Here is a 16,592-nt window from a genome sequence, read left to right on the forward strand (position 1 = left end):
CTCGCCCGCAGCGTGCGGGGCATCCCGTGCTCACCGCCGTTTCTGTTCCACATCCCACGCAATCAATAATTTTTCGCTGCAGATGAGGACACGAACATGGCTGATATCTTCGACAATCCAATGGGCCTGATGGGCTTCGAGTTCATTGAGCTGGCTTCGCCTACGCCTGGCGTACTCGAGCCGGTCTTCCAGATACTCGGTTTCACCAAGGTGGCTACCCACCGCTCCAAGGATGTGCACCTGTATCGCCAGGGTGGCATCAACCTGATCCTGAACAACGAACCCAAGAGCATCGCCTCGTACTTCGCGGCGGAACACGGCCCTTCGGTGTGCGGCATGGCGTTCCGCGTGCGCAATGCCCATGAAGCCTATGCCCGCGCCCTGGAGCTGGGTGCCCAGCCGGTAGAAATCGAAACCGGCCCGATGGAGTTGCGCCTGCCGGCAATCAAAGGCATTGGCGGTGCGCCGTTGTACCTGATCGACCGCTTCGACGAAGGCAGTTCGATCTACGACATCGACTTCAACTTTATCGAAGGCGTGGATCGCAACCCGGTAGGTGCCGGCCTGAAAATCATCGACCACCTCACCCATAACGTTTACCGCGGGCGCATGGCTTACTGGGCCGGCTTCTACGAGAAACTGTTCAACTTCCGTGAGATCCGCTATTTCGATATCAAGGGTGAGTACACCGGCCTGACCTCCAAGGCCATGACTGCGCCCGATGGCATGATCCGCATCCCGCTCAACGAAGAGTCGTCCAAGGGTGCCGGGCAGATCGAAGAGTTCCTGATGCAGTTCAACGGTGAAGGCATCCAGCACGTAGCCTTCCTCACCGACGACTTGCTCAAGACCTGGGACGCGCTGAAGGGCTTTGGCATGCGCTTCATGACGGCGCCACCGCAGACCTATTACGAAATGCTCGAAGAGCGCCTGCCTGGCCACGGCGAGCCGGTGGATCAGCTGCAAGCGCGAGGCATCCTGCTCGATGGCGCCTCGCAACCTGAAGACAAGCGCCTGCTGCTGCAGATCTTCTCGGAAACCCTGCTTGGTCCGGTGTTCTTCGAGTTCATCCAGCGCAAGGGTGATGATGGCTTTGGTGAAGGCAACTTCAAGGCGCTGTTCGAATCCATCGAGCGGGACCAGGTGCGCCGTGGTGTGCTGAGCACTGACTGATCCGACCTGAGGGGCGCCGCCATCATGCATGCTTGGTGGTCGCCTCACGCCTGTGGGCGCTCGCCCTGTACAGGCCCAGATACACGATCGAGCCGGTCACGATCCCTACCAGCATCAGTGAGGGAAAGATCTGCACCATTGACTGCTGTATTTCCTGGGCGGTGAAGCCTTCGGCGTAACCGCCTTTGACCCTATACCCATACTTGCTCGACAGCGCGCTCGCAAAAAACTCGGACTGCGAAGGGCGCTGTGGGTCTCGACTATCGCCTTTGCTCCAGATGTAGCGGTCGTCGAACTCCAGCAGCAGTGTCAGCCCATCCTGAAAAGCGTCCAGTTCGTTGCGTAGCGAAATGGCATAGGCGGTCACGATCACCCCGCCATGATTCCCCTGCAAGTAATAGTTGACCAGCAGCTTGCGGCGCTTGTCGGGTTGCCCATAGGACAACTCGACCTGCTGGCCGGATCCGGCAAAGGACGATAGGTATTCCAGAGAATCTGAAGTACTGCTGCAGGAGGCTTCATTACCTTCTACCAAGGTCAGCGATCTGATCATGGAGCGGCTCACAACTTGCTCCTGTAATGCGCTCCTGACCCTGTCGCAAGGCTTGCCTGCGAGCGGCAAGGCACGCTGGGCAGCTTCATGCATCCGGTTCAGCGCCTGGTCAATGCTGAACACTGCCTCCTGAACGGAGATGGCGGCATTTTCCGCAAGTTTCATTTCCAGTTGAACAACCATTACCAGCAAACCGGAGATCACAGGCACGAGGCCCACCGTGGAGAGCAGTAGCAGCTCTCGCAGGCGGTATCCTGCGTTCAGGATTTTCAACATAGGGCAATCGCTCTCCGGGCCGAGGCTGTTCGTGGTGAACAACTGAACCCTGAGCCTATGCACTCAATGACCGATCGGCTGTAGTCCTTTTGCAGTGTGCGGCAGAGGAAAACTACAAGGTTGATGTCAGGCTTTGGCCGGCTTGAGTTGCGCCAGCACGTGTTCGGCGAGCAAGGCGGTCGAGGCCGGGTTCTGCCCAGTGATCAATCGACCATCTTCGACCACGTGTGGCATCCACGGATCATCATGCTTGCTGTAAACGCCGCCGCGGCCAACCATCTCGTTTTCGGTCAGAAAGGGAACCACCTTATCCAGTTCGGCCAGCTTTTCTTCGGTGTTGGAAAAGCCGGTGACCTGACGGTGTTTCAGCAATAGGCTATTGTCGCTCAGTTTGATATTGAGCAGGCCAACTACACCATGGCAGACCGCCGCGATGATGCCTCCATTTTCGTAGAGTTTGCGCGCCAACTCTTGCAGCGGCTGATTGTCGGGAAAGTCGTACATCACTCCATGCCCACCGGTGTAATAGATGACGCTGTAATCGTCGGCCTTCACCTGCCCGGGGCTCAAGGTGGTGCCCAAGCGTGTCATGAAGCGTTTGTCGTCATACCATTGCCAGTCCAAGTCTGGCGCCATCTGCAGGCTGTGCGGGTCGATGGGCACGTAACCGCCCTGTGGGCTGACATAGTCCACCGTATAGCCGGCCGCATCGACCTTCTCGACAAAGTGCACGGCCTCACCCAGCCACAACCCGGTCGCCCGCTTGAGGGTTGGGTATTTGGCTGTGTTGGTCAGCACCACCAGCATTTTCTTGCTCATGACCGTGCTCCTTTCTGCAGCCTGGATAGCCGATGCTCCCTGGCCCAAGGGAAAACCTAATCAGCATAGCTGCCCCCTGCAAGTGCGCCATGGTAAGTGGTGCGTGCTGTGCTAACGTGAACAGATTCCATGGGTGAGCCTGTCTGTTCAGGCAGCACCGTGGCCAACCCGGAGCATTGCTGGAGTCACGATATTGGTCGCAAACAGTACGCCACGCGGGCCTTCGCAGCCGGCCATGCCGCAGCCGCCTGTTTCCCAACCGGTCGATTTGATGGCGCAGCGGATTGCACGTTTCGACTGGGGGCGTACTTCGCTCGGGCCATTGCCGCGCTGGCCGGCTTCGTTGCGTATTGCCGTCGACATGATGCATTTGTCACCGTTCCCTTGTGCCGTGGTCTGGGGGGCTGACCTTTGTGTGCTGCACAACGAAGGCTACAGGGCGCTGCGGGCCGTGCCGGACGCCTTGGGTACAGCGTTCGACAGGCTGTGGCACGATGTCTGGCCGGCAGTGGGACCCCAGGTGTTCCAGGCGCTGGAGGGGCGCTCGAGTTTTGTCGAGGATCCCCCCCTGAGTATTCCCGGCGTCGCGGACGAGGAGCCGATATGGTGCGCGTTCGGTTTTGCACCGTTGCATGATGAGCTGGGCAATGTGGCGGGTTTTCTGCATACGGTGATTGAAACCACGGCCAGTGTCGAGGCGCACCGCCATTGGCGCGCGCAGGCGCTGGGGTTCGAGCAGCAGGCCGAACGCTATGTTGCTGAGCGCGAACAGTTCTGGCAACTGTCGCGCGACGCGATGATGACGGTGACTGCGGAACTGAAACTGCGTGCCGTGAACCCGGCCTGGTACCGTATTCTGGGCTGGACCCAAGAGCAGGTGCAGGATATGCCGGTGCTGGAACTGGTACACCCGGCAGATCGCACCGACGTGCAGCTGGCAGTGTCGGGGCTGCTGCAAGGCATCAACCCGGAACAGATCGAGACCCGCCTGCGGCACCGTGATGGTCATTACCACTGGTTTCGCTGGAGCGCGCGGTTTGATGGCAGGCTGCTGACGGCGGTTGGCCGGGACATCACCGCAGACCGTGAAGAGGCTGTACGGCAGTCCAAGGCGCTGATTCGCAACAGCGAGCGTATGCAGGTGGTCGGCCAATTGGCGGGGGGCGTGGGCCACGAAATGAATAACCTGCTGTCCGGTGTTGGCGGCAGTCTTGAGTTGTTGCAACGGCGCCTGCAGGAGGGGCGCCTGGAGCGGGTGGAGGCCTACGTGGAAGTAGCCCGCGAGTCGGTGCAGCGCGCCATGGAACTGACCCGCCGCTTGCTGGCGTTGTCTAGCCAACAACCCTTGGCCAAGCGGCCGCTGGACTTGAATCGGCAACTGCGCCTTTGTGAGCCATTACTGCTTAAGACGTTGGGCGCGGAGGTCGGCTTGCACTGGCAGCTGGATGTAGTGGCATGGGCGGTAGACCTGGACGTTAGTGAGCTTGAAGGTGCCTTGATCAACCTTTGTACCAACGCCCGGGAAGCATGCCTGACGCAGGGCAATGTTACGCTGCGTACTGTCAACAAGCGGTTGACCGCCCCATTCACGGATGCATGTGGCCTGCCACCTGGCGATTATGTAGCGTTGGATGTCGAGGATGACGGCCTTGGAATGTCGGTAGCGGACATCGCCAGGGCCTTTGAACCGTTCTTCACCACCAAACCCATCGGTCGGGGAGCCGGATTAGGGTTATCGACCGTGTATGGTTTCGTCAGCCGATCGGGAGGGTATGTCTGGATCGAGTCTGCCCCGGAGCAGGGCACCAAAGTTTCCATGCTTTTTCCAAGGTGTCATGACCCGGTCCCGGAAGAGCCCAAGCCTGTGCCGCCGTCGCAGCGTATGGCCCGGGGCGAACGTCTGCTGCTGGTGGATGACGAAGTGAATTTGCGCGTGGTCATGCATGAATACCTGGCCGAGCGTGGTTTCAACGTGACGGTAGCAGGCGATGCGAATACTGCCCTGGCGCGCTTCCGCCATGATGGCCCCTTCGACCTGGTGATCACCGACATCGGCTTGCCAGGTGGCTTCAGTGGCCGGCAAGTGGCCAGGGCCATGCGCATGCAGATTGCGCAACAGAAAATCCTGTTCATCACCGGTTATGCGGACCAGCCCATCGAAGCGCAATTGCTTGATCAACCAGGCACCGCATTGATGAACAAGCCGTTCCTGCTGGCAGAGCTTGCTGACAACGCACTGCGCATGCTTGATGCATAGTGGGCATCACGGCTTGCCAAGAATCTGCGTCACTTGTGCTTGCAGCTGCTTCAGCTCGAACGGCTTGCAGATCAAGTGCATGCCTGCCCCCAGAAAGCCGGCTCGGGCCATGGCCGTTTCCGCGTACCCAGTGATGAACAGCACCGGCAGCTGGGGGCGCAGTGTGCGGGCTATCTCGGCCAGTTGCCGGCCGTTCATACCGGGTAAGCCGACATCGCTGATCAGTAAATTTACCGTTTGCGCCGAGCGCAGCATCTTCAGCCCCTCGTTGCCGTTGGCGGCGCTGTGGCAGGTGAAGCCGTCATCGCGCAGCGCTTGGCACAGCAACTGGCGCACATGCGGGTCGTCCTCGACGACCAGTACATGTCGGCCGCCGTCAGGGTACGCAGGTTGCACCGGCTGGCCCGATTGCCTCGCCGGGCCGGTATGACGCGGCAGGTAAAGGTCTACCCGGGTACCCTGGCCGGTCTGGCTGTGCAGGGTCACATGCCCATGAGACTGTTTGCAGAAACCGTACACCATCGATAGGCCAAGACCGATGCCTTGGCCTATCGCCTTGGTGCTGAAAAATGGCTCGAATGCATGTTCCAGTGTGCTTTGCGCCATGCCTTGGCCGTCATCGATGATACGCAGCCGCACGTAATCGCCATTGGCCAGGGCGCCGCTGGCGAACTGGCCAGAGGTCACGTGCAGGTTGCTTGCTTCGATGCGCAAAAGGCCGCCGCTGGGCATGGCCTCGCAGGCATTGGCCGTCAGGTTGTCCAGGGCTTCGTGCAGCTGCTCGTCATCAGCCTCCACGGCCCAGAGGCCTTTGGCCATGTGTACCTGAAGGGATACCGCCGGGTTAAGGCAGGCTTTCAGGCGTTTGGTCTGTAGCAGGGTATGCAGGTCTATGCGTTGGCTGTGCAGCGATTGCCGCGACGAGAAAGCCAGCAGGCGGTGGGTCAGGCGGGCGGCCCGTGATACGGCCTCGCGGCCCATGCGCAGCAGCCCGTCCAGACCGTCGCTACGGCCCTGTCGCAGGCGTCGGTCGATCAGTTCAAAGCTGCCGCCGATGCTGGTGAGCAGGTTGTTGAAGTCGTGGGCAACGCCGCCGGCCAGTTGGCCAATGGCTTCCATCTTGCGTGCCTGGTAGCGGGCGAACTCGTCGTGTTCGGGTTCGTTGTCTGGCGGCGAACGTCGGGTTTCCAGGCGTTGCTGCAGGCCGTGCAACTGGTCGCGTGTGAGGTACTGCCTGCGCCGATTGCGCAGGGCGGACTGGGTCATGTGCAACAGCTGGGCATTTTCAAAGGGGGCGACCAGCAATACCAGGTTGCCCACTGGATGGTTGCTAACGCCACTGGCCGACCAGGCGCCCTCGGTGACCAGTACGATAGGCAAATCCGACCAGCTCGGTTGCTGATCGATGAACGCCTGCAGCGATGCGCTTGGGCCTTGGCTGAACGCTTGTTCGGCGATGATCGCCAACCCTGCACCTTCGGCCAGGCGCGCCTGCAGGTTGGCCAGGTCGACCGCGCACAGGCTATCGATGCCGGCGGAGGCGAGTAGACGCGAGGTATCCGCCGCCAGCGTCGGGGGTGCCAGGATCAAGGCACGTTCGTCCAGCGCCAATGAATTGGCCAACACGACTCTCCTGTAGGGTGACCTGATATCCACTGGACCCTGGGCACAGACTCAGGGTTCAACAAAAGTCAGTCGTTACCTACAAACCCTGTTGCAGCACGGGGTCGTCAGGGTTTTGCCGCTCCAGCTCGGCCAGCAGCACCTGGACGTTCTGCAGCTGGCCGGACTCTTTCCAGTACTGAATCAGCAGCACCCGCGCCCGGCGGTTGGCAGGCTGGCGATTGAGCACGGTTTCCAGTTGCTTCTGTGCGGCGTCGAGTTGGCCCAGCTCGTGCAGCGTAACTGCCAGGGTATAGCGGTAGTCGGCGTTGTCCGGCTCCAGCTCGACGGCGCGGGACAGGGCCAGCAAGGCATATTCGCGCTGTTCGTGGCGGTTCAGCCAAAGCCCTAGCTCGTACTGCAGAAAGGACGAGTCGGGGCTTAGCGCCAAGGCTTGGCCCAGCACCTGGCGCGAGGCATCGTGATGCCCCTGGCGCTCGAGCAGGCGTACCTGAGTAGCCAGGGCGTCAAGGTTGCCGGGGGCGACCGCCAGCGCTCGTTGCAGGGCTGTGGCGGCCTGGGTGTAGTCGTTTTCATGCAGATAAAGGCGTGCCAGGTGCACTTGGGCATCGGCATCCTCGGGCTGTTGCTCCAGCGCTTGCTGGTATTGCTCGAGGGCTGCTTGCAGCGGGCCGAAATACAGGCCGATGGCGTCGGGGTCGAGGCCCAGCAGGGCATCCACGGCGGCAAAACGCACGCTTTGCTCGTCGTCGTCCAGCAGCGGGCCGAGCACCAGGCTACGCTGCGCCGCCGGTAACAGGCGGCGGATACCGGCAATGGCCGCTCGGCGCACCAGTGGGTCGGCATGCTCCAGGTCCTGGCGGGCGAGCTTCAATGCCAGTGGCGAGGGGTAGTTGGGCAACTCGGCGTACAGGGCCGCACGCCGGATGGCGGGCAAGTCGTTACGTTGCAATTGCTGATACAGCACCCGTGCCGCACCGGGCTGGCCTTCGTGGGCCTGGCGCAGGGCCTTGGCGTAGCTGTGTGCCGGCAGGGTCGGTGCGGCTGGCGGGGTGTCGCGCCACAGGTAGCCGAACAGGGCCGATACCAGGATCAACAACAGCAAGGCGATCAGGTAGCGGTTGCGTCTGGGCATCGGACGATCCGTGGCGGGGGAAGGGCAGAGCTTGGGCCAGGTGGGGGGTAAATGCAACCGAGCCCTTGTAGTTTGGCGGCAAAACGTCGCCAATGCTTATCCACGATAAAAAAGCCCCGCAGACCAGGGCCAGCGGGGCAAACGGTTGGGGGAGGAACCAACCAAAGGAGTCGTTGAGACGGGGGTGTATCAGTGTGCGCTGGCCACAGTCTCCGGTTGCCAGCCGCCGCCCAGGGCCTTGTAGATCGAGACAATGCCGCGGTACAGCTCGACTTCGCCCTGAGCCTGCGCATCTTCTGCGCTCAACCGCTCACGCTCGGCATCCAGCAGCACCAGGTAGTCGACCGTACCCTCGCGATAGCGAATCGAGGCCAGCTCTGCCGCCTTGCGGCTGGCGTCGCTCTGGCGCATCAACGACAGCAGCCGCTGCTGGGTCTTGTCGTAATCGCTGAAGGCATTGGCCGACTCTTCCAGAGCCAGCAATACCTGCTGCTCGTAATTGGCCAGCGCCCCTTCGGCATCGGCCTTGGCGCCGCGCAGGCGGGCCCGCACGCTGCCCAGGTCGAAGGCCGCCCAGGTAATGCTTGGGCCCAGTGCCCAGGCATTGGCGGCCGAGGAGCCTATCTGCGAGCCACGCGCGGCGGTAAAGCCCAGGAAGCCGCTGAGGCTGACGCGGGGGAACAGGTCTGCCGTGGCTACGCCTACGTTGGCGGTGGCGGCCGCCAGTTGGCGTTCGGCGCTGCGGATATCCGGGCGGCGGCGCAGCAGTTCGCCCGGATCGCCTACCGGCAACGCCTTGGCGATGGCCGGCAGGGCCTTGGGCGACAGGTCTACGCTGAGTGCCTCTGGGCGCTGGCCGAGCAGGGTGGCAATGCGATGACGCGCCCGAGCCTGTTCAGCCTGCAGTTGCGGCACAGTGGCCTCGACCCCGGCCAGGCGTGCATCGGCACGCACCACGTCCAGGTCGTTGCCCACACCGGCATCGCGCAGGGTTTCGGTAATGGTCCGCGATTCTTGCTGGGTCTTGAGGTTGGCCAGGGCGATCTTCTCGCGCAACTGGGCACCGCGTAGCTGCCCGTAGGCATCGACCAGCTCGGCGATCAGGCTCACCTGCAACTGCTGCAGGTCGGCGGCGGCCGCCGCTTCCTGGGCTTCGCTGGCCTCGATCTGGCGCTGGATGCGGCCGAACAGGTCAAGCTCCCAGGCCATGTCCAGGCCCAGGTCATAGCGCTCGCTGTTCACCCGCTGCGTGGTCTGGCCGGGGATCTGGCCCTTGCCAATGTCGCTGCTGGCGCGGCTGGTGACCACCGGGAACTGGTCGTTCTCGGCGTCTTCACGGATCGACCGCGCCGATTTCAAACGGGCGAAGGCCACGCGCAAATCACGGTTGCCGTCAAGCGAGGCCTGCACCAACTGGTTCAGCACCGGGTCATCGAACTGCTTCCACCACAGGCTTTCGAAGCGGCTACGGTCGTAGGCCTTGGCCTGCGCGTCGCTGTTCAGTTGCGCAGGTTCGGTGGCCGGGGCCTGGTAGTCCGGGCCTACCGCACAGGCCGCAAGGGCCAGTGCCAGCAGGCTTGGGGTCAGGGGTTTGAGCAGGTTCATGCATGGTTCTCCAGCACTTGAACGTGTTCGGCCTTGCGGGCCTGGCGACGCTCGACGAAACGGCGAATCAGGAAGAAGAACACCGGGGTCAGGAACAGGCCGAACACGGTCACGCCGATCATCCCCGAGAACACTGCCACACCCATGGCATGGCGCATTTCGGAACCTGCACCGGAGCTGAACACCAGTGGCACCACACCCATGATGAAGGCGATCGAGGTCATCAGGATCGGCCGCAGACGCAGGCGGCAGGCTTCCAGCACCGCAGCCAGCGGGTCGAGGCCTTTGGCCTGTTCATCCTTGGCGAACTCGACGATCAGGATCGCGTTCTTGCACGCCAGGCCCACCAGTACGATCAAACCGATCTGGGTGAAGATGTTGTTGTCGCCACCCGACACGATCACACCGGTAATGGCCGACAGCAGGGTCATCGGCACGATCAGGATCACCGCCAGTGGCAGGCTCCAGCTTTCGTACTGGGCAGCCAGTACCAGGAACGCCAGCAGTACGCACAGCGGGAACACCAGCAGTGCGGTATTGCCCGAGAGGATCTGCTGGTAGGTCAGGTCGGTCCACTCGAAGGTCATGCCGTTGGGCAGTTCCTCTTTCAGCAGTTTCTCGATCGCAGCTTCGGCTTGGCCAGAGCTGTAGCCCGGGGCGGCGGCACCGTTGATTTCTGCGGTAATGAAGCCGTTGTAGTGCATGACCCGGTCTGGCCCGGAGGTGTCGCTGACCTTGAGGAAGGTCGCCAGCGGGATCATCTCGCCCAGGTTGTTACGCACCTTCAACTGGCCGATCTGCTCGGCATCGAGGCGGAACTGCTGCTCGGCCTGGACGTTGACCTGGTAGGTGCGGCCAAAGCGGTTGAAGTCGTTGGTGTACAGCGAACCCAGGTAAACCTGCAGGGTGTCGAAGATGTCGGTGATCGCCACGCCATGGGTCTTGGCCTTTTCCCGGTCGATGGCGGCATCGACTTGCGGCACGTTGACCTGGTAGCTGGTGAACAGCCCTGCCAGCTCTGGCACGTTGTGGCTTTTGGCGATGATGTTCTGGGTTTCCTTGTACAGTGCTTCGTAACCCAGGTTGCCACGGTCTTCGATTTGCAGGCGGAAGCCACCAATGGTACCCAGGCCCTGTACCGGCGGCGGTGGGAAGATGGCGATGTAGGCATCCTGAATGTCGGCAAACTGTGCATTCAGTGCAGCCGCGATGGCTGCCGCCGACTGGCTCGGGTCCTTGCGTTCATCGAACGGCTTGAGCGGGGTGAACACGATGCCGCTGTTCGGGCTGTTGGTGAAACCGTTGATCGACAGGCCCGGGAAGGCTACCGAGTCGGCAACACCGGGTTGTTTCAGGGCAATTTCGCTCATGCGCTTGATCACCGCCTCGGTGCGGTCAAGGCTGGCGGCGTCAGGCAGTTGGGCGAAGGCCACCAGGTACTGCTTGTCCTGCGCCGGCACGAAGCCGGTCGGGGTGGAGGAGAAGCCCAGGTAGGTCAGGCCCATCAGGCCGGCGTACACGAACAGCGCGATGCCGCTGGAGCGGATGACCCGGCGTACGCCACCGACGTAGCGGTTCGAGGCGCGGTCGAAGAAGCGGTTGAACGGCGCGAACAGCCAGCTGCCCAGCAGTTTTTCCAGGACGCGCGAGAAACGGTCCTTGGGTGCGTGGTGGTCCTTGAGCAGCACGGCAGCCAGGGCCGGCGACAGGGTCAGCGAGTTGAAGGCCGAAATCACCGTGGAAATGGCAATGGTCAGGGCGAACTGCTTGTAGAACTGCCCGGTAAGGCCGGAAATGAACGCCGCTGGCACGAACACGGCGCACAGCACCAGCGCCGTGGCGATGATCGGCCCGGTCACTTCGCTCATGGCCTTTTGCGTGGCTTCCAGCGGTTTCAGCCCCAGCCCGATATTACGTTCGACGTTTTCCACCACGACGATGGCGTCGTCCACCACGATCCCGATGGCCAGCACCAGGCCGAATAACGACAAGGCGTTGAGCGAGAAGCCGAACAGGTGCATGACTGCAAAGGTACCGATCAACGACACCGGCACAGCCAGCAGCGGGATGATCGAGGCACGCCAGGTTTGCAGGAACAGGATCACTACCAGCACCACCAGCACCAGTGCTTCGAACAGGGTATGTACCACCGCTTCGATGGAACCGCGCACGAAGATGGTCGGGTCATAGACGATGCTGTAGTCCATCCCTTCCGGGAAGTCCTTCTTCAGCTCGGCCATTTTCGCCCGCACTTCGTCGGAGATCTCGATAGCGTTGGAGCCTGGGCGCTGGAAGATCGGGATGGCCACGGCCGGCTGGTTGTTCAGCAGCGAACGCAGGGCATACTGGCTGGAGCCGAGTTCGACTCGGGCGATGTCCTTCAGGCGGGTGATTTCGCCATTGGCACCGGCACGGATGATGATGTTTTCGAACTCTTCCTCGTTGACCAGACGGCCCTGGGTGTTGATCGACAGCTGGAAACTGGTGGAGCCGGGGGCGGGCGGTGCGCCCAGCTGGCCTGCTGCCACCTGGCGGTTCTGCTCGCGGATTGCAGCGACCACATCACTGGCGGTGAGGTTGCGCGAAGCGGTCTTGTTCGGGTCCAGCCACACGCGCAGCGAGTAGTCGCCCATGCCGAACAGTTGCACGTCGCCTACGCCGCCCAGGCGCGCCAGTTCGTCCTTGATGTTGAGGATGGCGTAGTTGGACAGGTAGAGCATGTCGTAGCGGTTGTCCGGCGAGGTCAGGTGCACGACCATGGTCAGGTCGGGCGAGGCCTTGTCGACGGTGATACCGATGCGGGTCACTTCCTCGGGCAGCTTGGGCTGGGTGCGGGTAACGCGGTTCTGCACCTGTACCTGGGCGTTGTCCAGGTCGGTGCCCAGGGCGAAGGTAATGGTCAGCGTCAGCTTGCCGTCAGCGGTGGACTGGGAGGACATGTACAGCATGTTCTCCACACCGGTAATGGCCTGCTCCAGCGGCGCGGCGACGGTTTCGCCGATGACCTTGGGGTTGGCACCGGGGAAGTTGGCGCGCACCACCACGGTGGGGGGCACCACTTCGGGGTATTCGCTGATCGGCAGCTGGAACAGCGAGATGGAGCCCGCGATCAGCAGCACCAGCGACAGCACCGCGGCGAAGATTGGCCGGGTAATGAAGAATTTCGAGAAGTTCATCGGTGTGGTCCCTTAACCGCGTGGCGCCTGGGCGCTGGCGACTTTCACGTTATTGCCCGCCACCTTCGGCGCCGGGTTGCTGGCCTCCAGGGCCTGGCGCTGCTGGGCGAGGGCGGCGAGGGTCTGTTCGCTGGCCATCTGGGTTTCTTCCGGCGTGACAGGTGAACCAGGGCGCACGCGTTGCAGGCCCTTGACCACGATGCGGTCATCCTTGCCCAGGCCGCTGCGCACGATGCGCAGGCCTTCCAGCTTCGGCCCCAGCTCCACGGCGCGGTAGGCAGCCTTGTTGTCCTTGTCCATGACCAGCACGAACTTCTTGCCAAGGTCGGTGCCCACGGCTTCGTCGTTGATCAGCACGGCGTCGTACTGGGCACTGCCCACCAGTTTCAGGCGCGCATACAGGCCCGGCGTGAACTGGCCGTCGCTGTTGTCGAACACCGCACGGCCACGGATGGTGCCGGTACGCGGGTTGACCTGGTTGTCGACGAAGTTCATCTGGCCCAGGTGCGGGTTGCCGCTTTCGTTGGTCAGGCCCAGGTACACCGGGGTGCTCTGGCCACGCTGGCCTTCGCGGGCCAGCTGGGTGTACTTGAGGTACACGCGCTCGTCGGCGTCGAAGTAGGCGTAGACCTTGTCGGTAGACACGACGCTGGTCAGCGGGGTGACATCGGCGCTGACGATGTTGCCGGCGGTGAACTCGGCGCGGCTGACACGGCCGCTGATAGGCGCGGTGACACGGGTGAAGCTGAGGTTAAGGCGTGCCAGGTCGAGCTGGGCCTGAATGGCATCGACCCCGGCACGGGCTTCGGCGGCAGCGCTGCTGCGCGATTCGGCCAGCTCGGCGGAGATGGCGTTGCTGTCACGCAGGCGTTCGCCACGGCGGGCTTCGTTGGCACTGCGAATGGCAGTGGCCTTGGCCTGTTGCAGCTGGGCTTCAAGGCGGCGGACTTCAGCCTGGAACGGGCGTGGGTCGATCTGGAACAGCAGGTCGCCTTTCTTGACCTGGGCGCCTTCGGTGAAGGCCACCTGATCGATCTGGCCGGAGACCCGTGGGCGTACTTCGACGGTTTCCGGGGCTTCCAAGCGGCCGGTGAACTCGTCCCATTCGTTGATCGGTTGCTCGATCACCTTGGCCACACTGACCTTCGGCGCGGCGGGAGCCTGCACGGCGTCGGGGGTTCGACCGCAAGCGCTGATCACCACCACTGCCAGGGCAGCGAGGGGGAAGCGTAAGGGTTTGAGTGATTGTTCCATGGAGAACTCCGCCAATGTATTAGTAGTGGGCGGAGTGTGAGTGTGTTGCGCGTGAGGCACGAATCGAACGGCGCGAAGGTTATTATCACGCTGAATGATATGTGTGGATCACACATCGACGTGGGCGATTGTAAAGATGTGAACATGAACGCACCACGTCATTGCGAACCCTTGGGCTTGGTGTCTCAGTGAATGCTTGAGGCCAATTCGAAGATCGGCATGTACATCAGGATCACGATCAGGCCGATGAGCAGGCCGATGAACGTCATCAGCAGCGGTTCGAACAGTTTGACGAACCATTCCACCCAGCGGCCGATTTCCTGGTCGTGGAAGTCGGCACAGCGCTCCAGCATCTCGCCCAGGTTGCCGGACTGCTCGCCGGCCCGTAGCAGGCGCAGCGACACCGGCGTAACCAAGTGCCCGGCCTCCAGCGCATCGGACAGCGGCAGCCCTTCACCTACCCGCTGGCTGGCCTGTACCAGGCCCTGGCCGGCGGCACTGCCGAGCAGGCCGCGCGCCATGCCCATGGCAGTGAGGATGGGAATGCCGCCTTGCAGCAGGATGCCCAACGAGCGATAGAAGCGCGCCAGCTCGTACATCATCAAACGTTGGTGCAGCGCTGGCAGCCGGCGCAACTGACAAGATGCCCAGCGTCGTACCCGAGGGTGGCGGCGCAGCAGCCACAGCGCCGTGACGCCACCTGCAGTGCCCAGCGCCAGTGGCAGTTGCTGCGCGTGCAGAAACAGACCGATCTGCATCAACACCCGTGACAGCCAAGGCAACTCGGTGCCCATGCCTTCGAACACCTGGCTGAAACGCGGTACCACATAGCCGAGCAGGAACAGCACCACGCCGCCACCTACCAGCAACAGCAGCAACGGGTACACCGATGCGCCCACCAGCTTCTGCCGCACCAGGTCCAGGCGCTGGCGATAGCTGATGTAGCGGGCAAGGGCGTCGCCCAGCGCACCGGTGCGTTCGCTGGACTGCACCAGCGCCACATACAGCGGCGGAAATACCCGGGATTGCTGACCAAGGGCCTGGGACAGCGAGCGCCCTTCGTACAGCTGACGCACCAGTTCGGCCAGCACCTTGCGCGTGGCGGCAGCGGGGGCCTTTTCTGCCAAGCTTTCCAGTGCGTCGATCAGCGGCAGGCCGGCATTGAGCAGGGTCGACAGCTCCTGGCTGAACAGCACCAGGTCGAACGCCGCCTCGCGGCGCCAGGCCATGCCGCGCAAGGCGCCGCCGTTGCTGCGCAGGCTGAGCACACGCAGGCCTTGGTCCTCGGCCTGGCGGCGGGCCTGGTCGGCGTCCTCGGCGTCGATCTGCAATTGCACCACACCCTGTCTGCCCAGGGCCTTGAGGCTGTAGCGCATGGCCGCTCTCCTTACTGCCAACTGGTAATTTCGGCGTTTTCCCCGTCACCACCGGGCTGGCCGTCCTTGCCCATCGACAGCAGGTCGTATTCACCGCCGTTCTCGCCGGGCTGCCGGTAGATATATGGCCGGCCCCATGGGTCTTGCGGCACGGCCTTCTGCAGATACGGGCCGGTCCAGCGAGCCTCGCCACTGGGGGCGACCACCAGGGCCTGCAAGCCTTGCTCACTGTTGGGGTAGTGGCCGACTTCCAGGCGGTACAGGTCCAGGGCCTTGCTCAGCCCCTCGATCTGCGCCCGTGCCACCTTGGCCTCGGAGCGGCCGAGCTGGCTGAAGTACTTGGGCGCGACGATGCCGGCCAACAGGCCGAGCACCACCAGTACCACCAGGAGTTCAAGCAGGGTGAAGCCACGTTGCGGGTTGGTTCTGCGCTGCATGGTGAAGCCCTCCACTGCATGGGAACACGCGTTGACAGGCACCATGCAACAGCCATGCACGTCTGCCTCGGGGCCTTGCGCCATGCGGCACAGGAAGCGGCACAGTGCTTGCGTCGTGGTCATCGACCTCGGGTTTTCCGGGGCATTTCCCCCACATCGGGGGCCACGACGAAGAGGCGACCGACATGCGTGGACTCATCCTCGGTTTGATCTGGCTGGCGGCAGGGGCTGCCCAGGCTGATGTGTACATCTCAATCGATGCCAAGGGTGGCTACGTACTGACCAACGTTCATCGGCCCGGACGCCACTATGAAAAGGTGATCAACGAACCGCTGGCCCAGGCTGGCCCGGCCAATGCGCAGATGATCACTGGGCGCCCCTATGCCGAGGTGGTTGCCACTGCGGCACGCATCCACAATGTTCCCCCGGCGTTGTTGCACGCGCTGATCAAGGCCGAGTCCGGCTATAACCCCAAGGCCCGTTCGCCGGCGGGTGCGGTGGGGTTGATGCAGCTGATGCCCGATACCGCTCGCGAGATGGGCGTGGAAGACCGCCTGGACCCGGAAGACAACGTGCAGGGTGGGGCACGCTACCTGAAGCGCATGCTGACTCTGTTTGATAACGACATCACCTTGGCCGTGGCGGCTTACAACGCGGGGCCGGATGCCGTGTTGCGGCGCGGAGCGGTGCCGCCATATGCCGAAACTCGCCGTTATGTACCTGCTGTGCTGCGCGAATACCGCAAATTGCAGGGGTTGGCAGACGATGGCGCTCTCTGAGGGGGTCGGGTACGGCTGCCGTTTCTGCAGTGACCGGCTGTACGAAGTGAAAAAAACGTTACCCTTCGGCGGATGCCATCAATTTAATACTATGGTTTCCCCAACTCTGGGCTATAACCTTCTGAAGGT

Annotated in this window: 12 protein-coding genes; 3 read left to right on the forward strand and 9 right to left on the reverse strand. The window is 62.5% G+C overall.

Features of this window, described 5'->3' with window-relative positions; translation table 11 throughout:
• Positions 1-96: 96 nt before the first annotated feature.
• Positions 97-1,173, forward strand: a complete 1,077-nt coding sequence (hppD, locus tag B9A31_RS21070) for a 4-hydroxyphenylpyruvate dioxygenase (protein WP_016714000.1) — start codon at positions 97-99, stop codon at positions 1,171-1,173.
• Between the two features lie 22 nt (positions 1,174-1,195).
• Here hppD and B9A31_RS21075 read toward each other — a convergent pair whose 3' ends face one another.
• Together B9A31_RS21075 and B9A31_RS21080 are read right to left on the reverse strand one after the other, a co-directional pair.
• Complete coding sequence (locus B9A31_RS21075) at positions 1,196-2,002, reverse strand: CSS-motif domain-containing protein (protein ID WP_019099276.1); 807 nt, start codon at positions 2,000-2,002, stop codon at positions 1,196-1,198.
• Between the two features lie 126 nt (positions 2,003-2,128).
• Positions 2,129-2,821 carry a type 1 glutamine amidotransferase domain-containing protein gene (locus B9A31_RS21080; protein ID WP_019099275.1) on the reverse strand — a complete coding sequence of 231 codons (693 nt, stop codon included), beginning with the start codon at positions 2,819-2,821 and terminating at the stop codon, positions 2,129-2,131.
• Between the two features lie 193 nt (positions 2,822-3,014).
• Between B9A31_RS21080 and B9A31_RS21085 the strand changes: the two genes are divergently transcribed.
• Complete coding sequence (locus B9A31_RS21085) at positions 3,015-5,078, forward strand: ATP-binding protein (RefSeq protein ID WP_019099274.1); 2,064 nt, start codon at positions 3,015-3,017, stop codon at positions 5,076-5,078.
• A 6-nt stretch (positions 5,079-5,084) separates the two neighbouring features.
• Here the strand turns inward: B9A31_RS21085 and B9A31_RS21090 are convergent, their stop codons facing one another.
• The 7 genes from B9A31_RS21090 to gspG all read right to left on the reverse strand — a co-directional run bounded on the left by B9A31_RS21090 (position 5,085) and on the right by gspG (position 15,684).
• Positions 5,085-6,701 carry a response regulator gene (locus B9A31_RS21090; protein ID WP_019099273.1) on the reverse strand — a complete coding sequence of 539 codons (1,617 nt, stop codon included), beginning with the start codon at positions 6,699-6,701 and terminating at the stop codon, positions 5,085-5,087.
• 79 nt (positions 6,702-6,780) lie between these two features.
• On the reverse strand, positions 6,781-7,836 hold the full coding sequence (locus tag B9A31_RS21095) for a tetratricopeptide repeat protein (protein WP_019099272.1): 1,056 nt from the start codon (positions 7,834-7,836) through the stop codon (positions 6,781-6,783).
• Between the two features lie 189 nt (positions 7,837-8,025).
• On the reverse strand, positions 8,026-9,441 hold the full coding sequence (locus B9A31_RS21100; RefSeq protein ID WP_025752935.1) for an efflux transporter outer membrane subunit: 1,416 nt from the start codon (positions 9,439-9,441) through the stop codon (positions 8,026-8,028).
• Complete coding sequence (locus B9A31_RS21105) at positions 9,438-12,617, reverse strand: efflux RND transporter permease subunit (protein WP_027609798.1); 3,180 nt, start codon at positions 12,615-12,617, stop codon at positions 9,438-9,440. The genes B9A31_RS21100 and B9A31_RS21105 overlap by 4 nt, the downstream gene beginning before the upstream one ends.
• A 12-nt stretch (positions 12,618-12,629) precedes the next feature.
• Positions 12,630-13,871: a multidrug efflux RND transporter periplasmic adaptor subunit MexE gene (gene mexE / locus B9A31_RS21110; protein ID WP_019099270.1), complete on the reverse strand. Its 1,242-nt coding sequence runs from the start codon at positions 13,869-13,871 to the stop codon at positions 12,630-12,632.
• Between the two features lie 185 nt (positions 13,872-14,056).
• Positions 14,057-15,247 carry a type II secretion system F family protein gene (locus tag B9A31_RS21115; protein WP_019099269.1) on the reverse strand — a complete coding sequence of 397 codons (1,191 nt, stop codon included), beginning with the start codon at positions 15,245-15,247 and terminating at the stop codon, positions 14,057-14,059.
• A gap of 11 nt (positions 15,248-15,258) precedes the next feature.
• On the reverse strand, positions 15,259-15,684 hold the full coding sequence (gspG, locus tag B9A31_RS21120) for a type II secretion system major pseudopilin GspG (RefSeq protein ID WP_003253843.1): 426 nt from the start codon (positions 15,682-15,684) through the stop codon (positions 15,259-15,261).
• A 185-nt stretch (positions 15,685-15,869) separates the two neighbouring features.
• On the opposite strand from gspG, the gene B9A31_RS21125 reads away from it, so the two are divergent.
• A complete protein-coding gene (locus B9A31_RS21125) occupies positions 15,870-16,463 on the forward strand; it encodes a lytic transglycosylase domain-containing protein (RefSeq protein WP_019099267.1) in 594 nt (197 codons plus the stop codon).
• The last annotated feature ends 129 nt before the right edge of the window (positions 16,464-16,592 follow it).

Source organism: Pseudomonas sp. URIL14HWK12:I5 (assembly GCF_900176445.1).
GTDB classification, from domain to species: domain Bacteria; phylum Pseudomonadota; class Gammaproteobacteria; order Pseudomonadales; family Pseudomonadaceae; genus Aquipseudomonas; species Aquipseudomonas monteilii.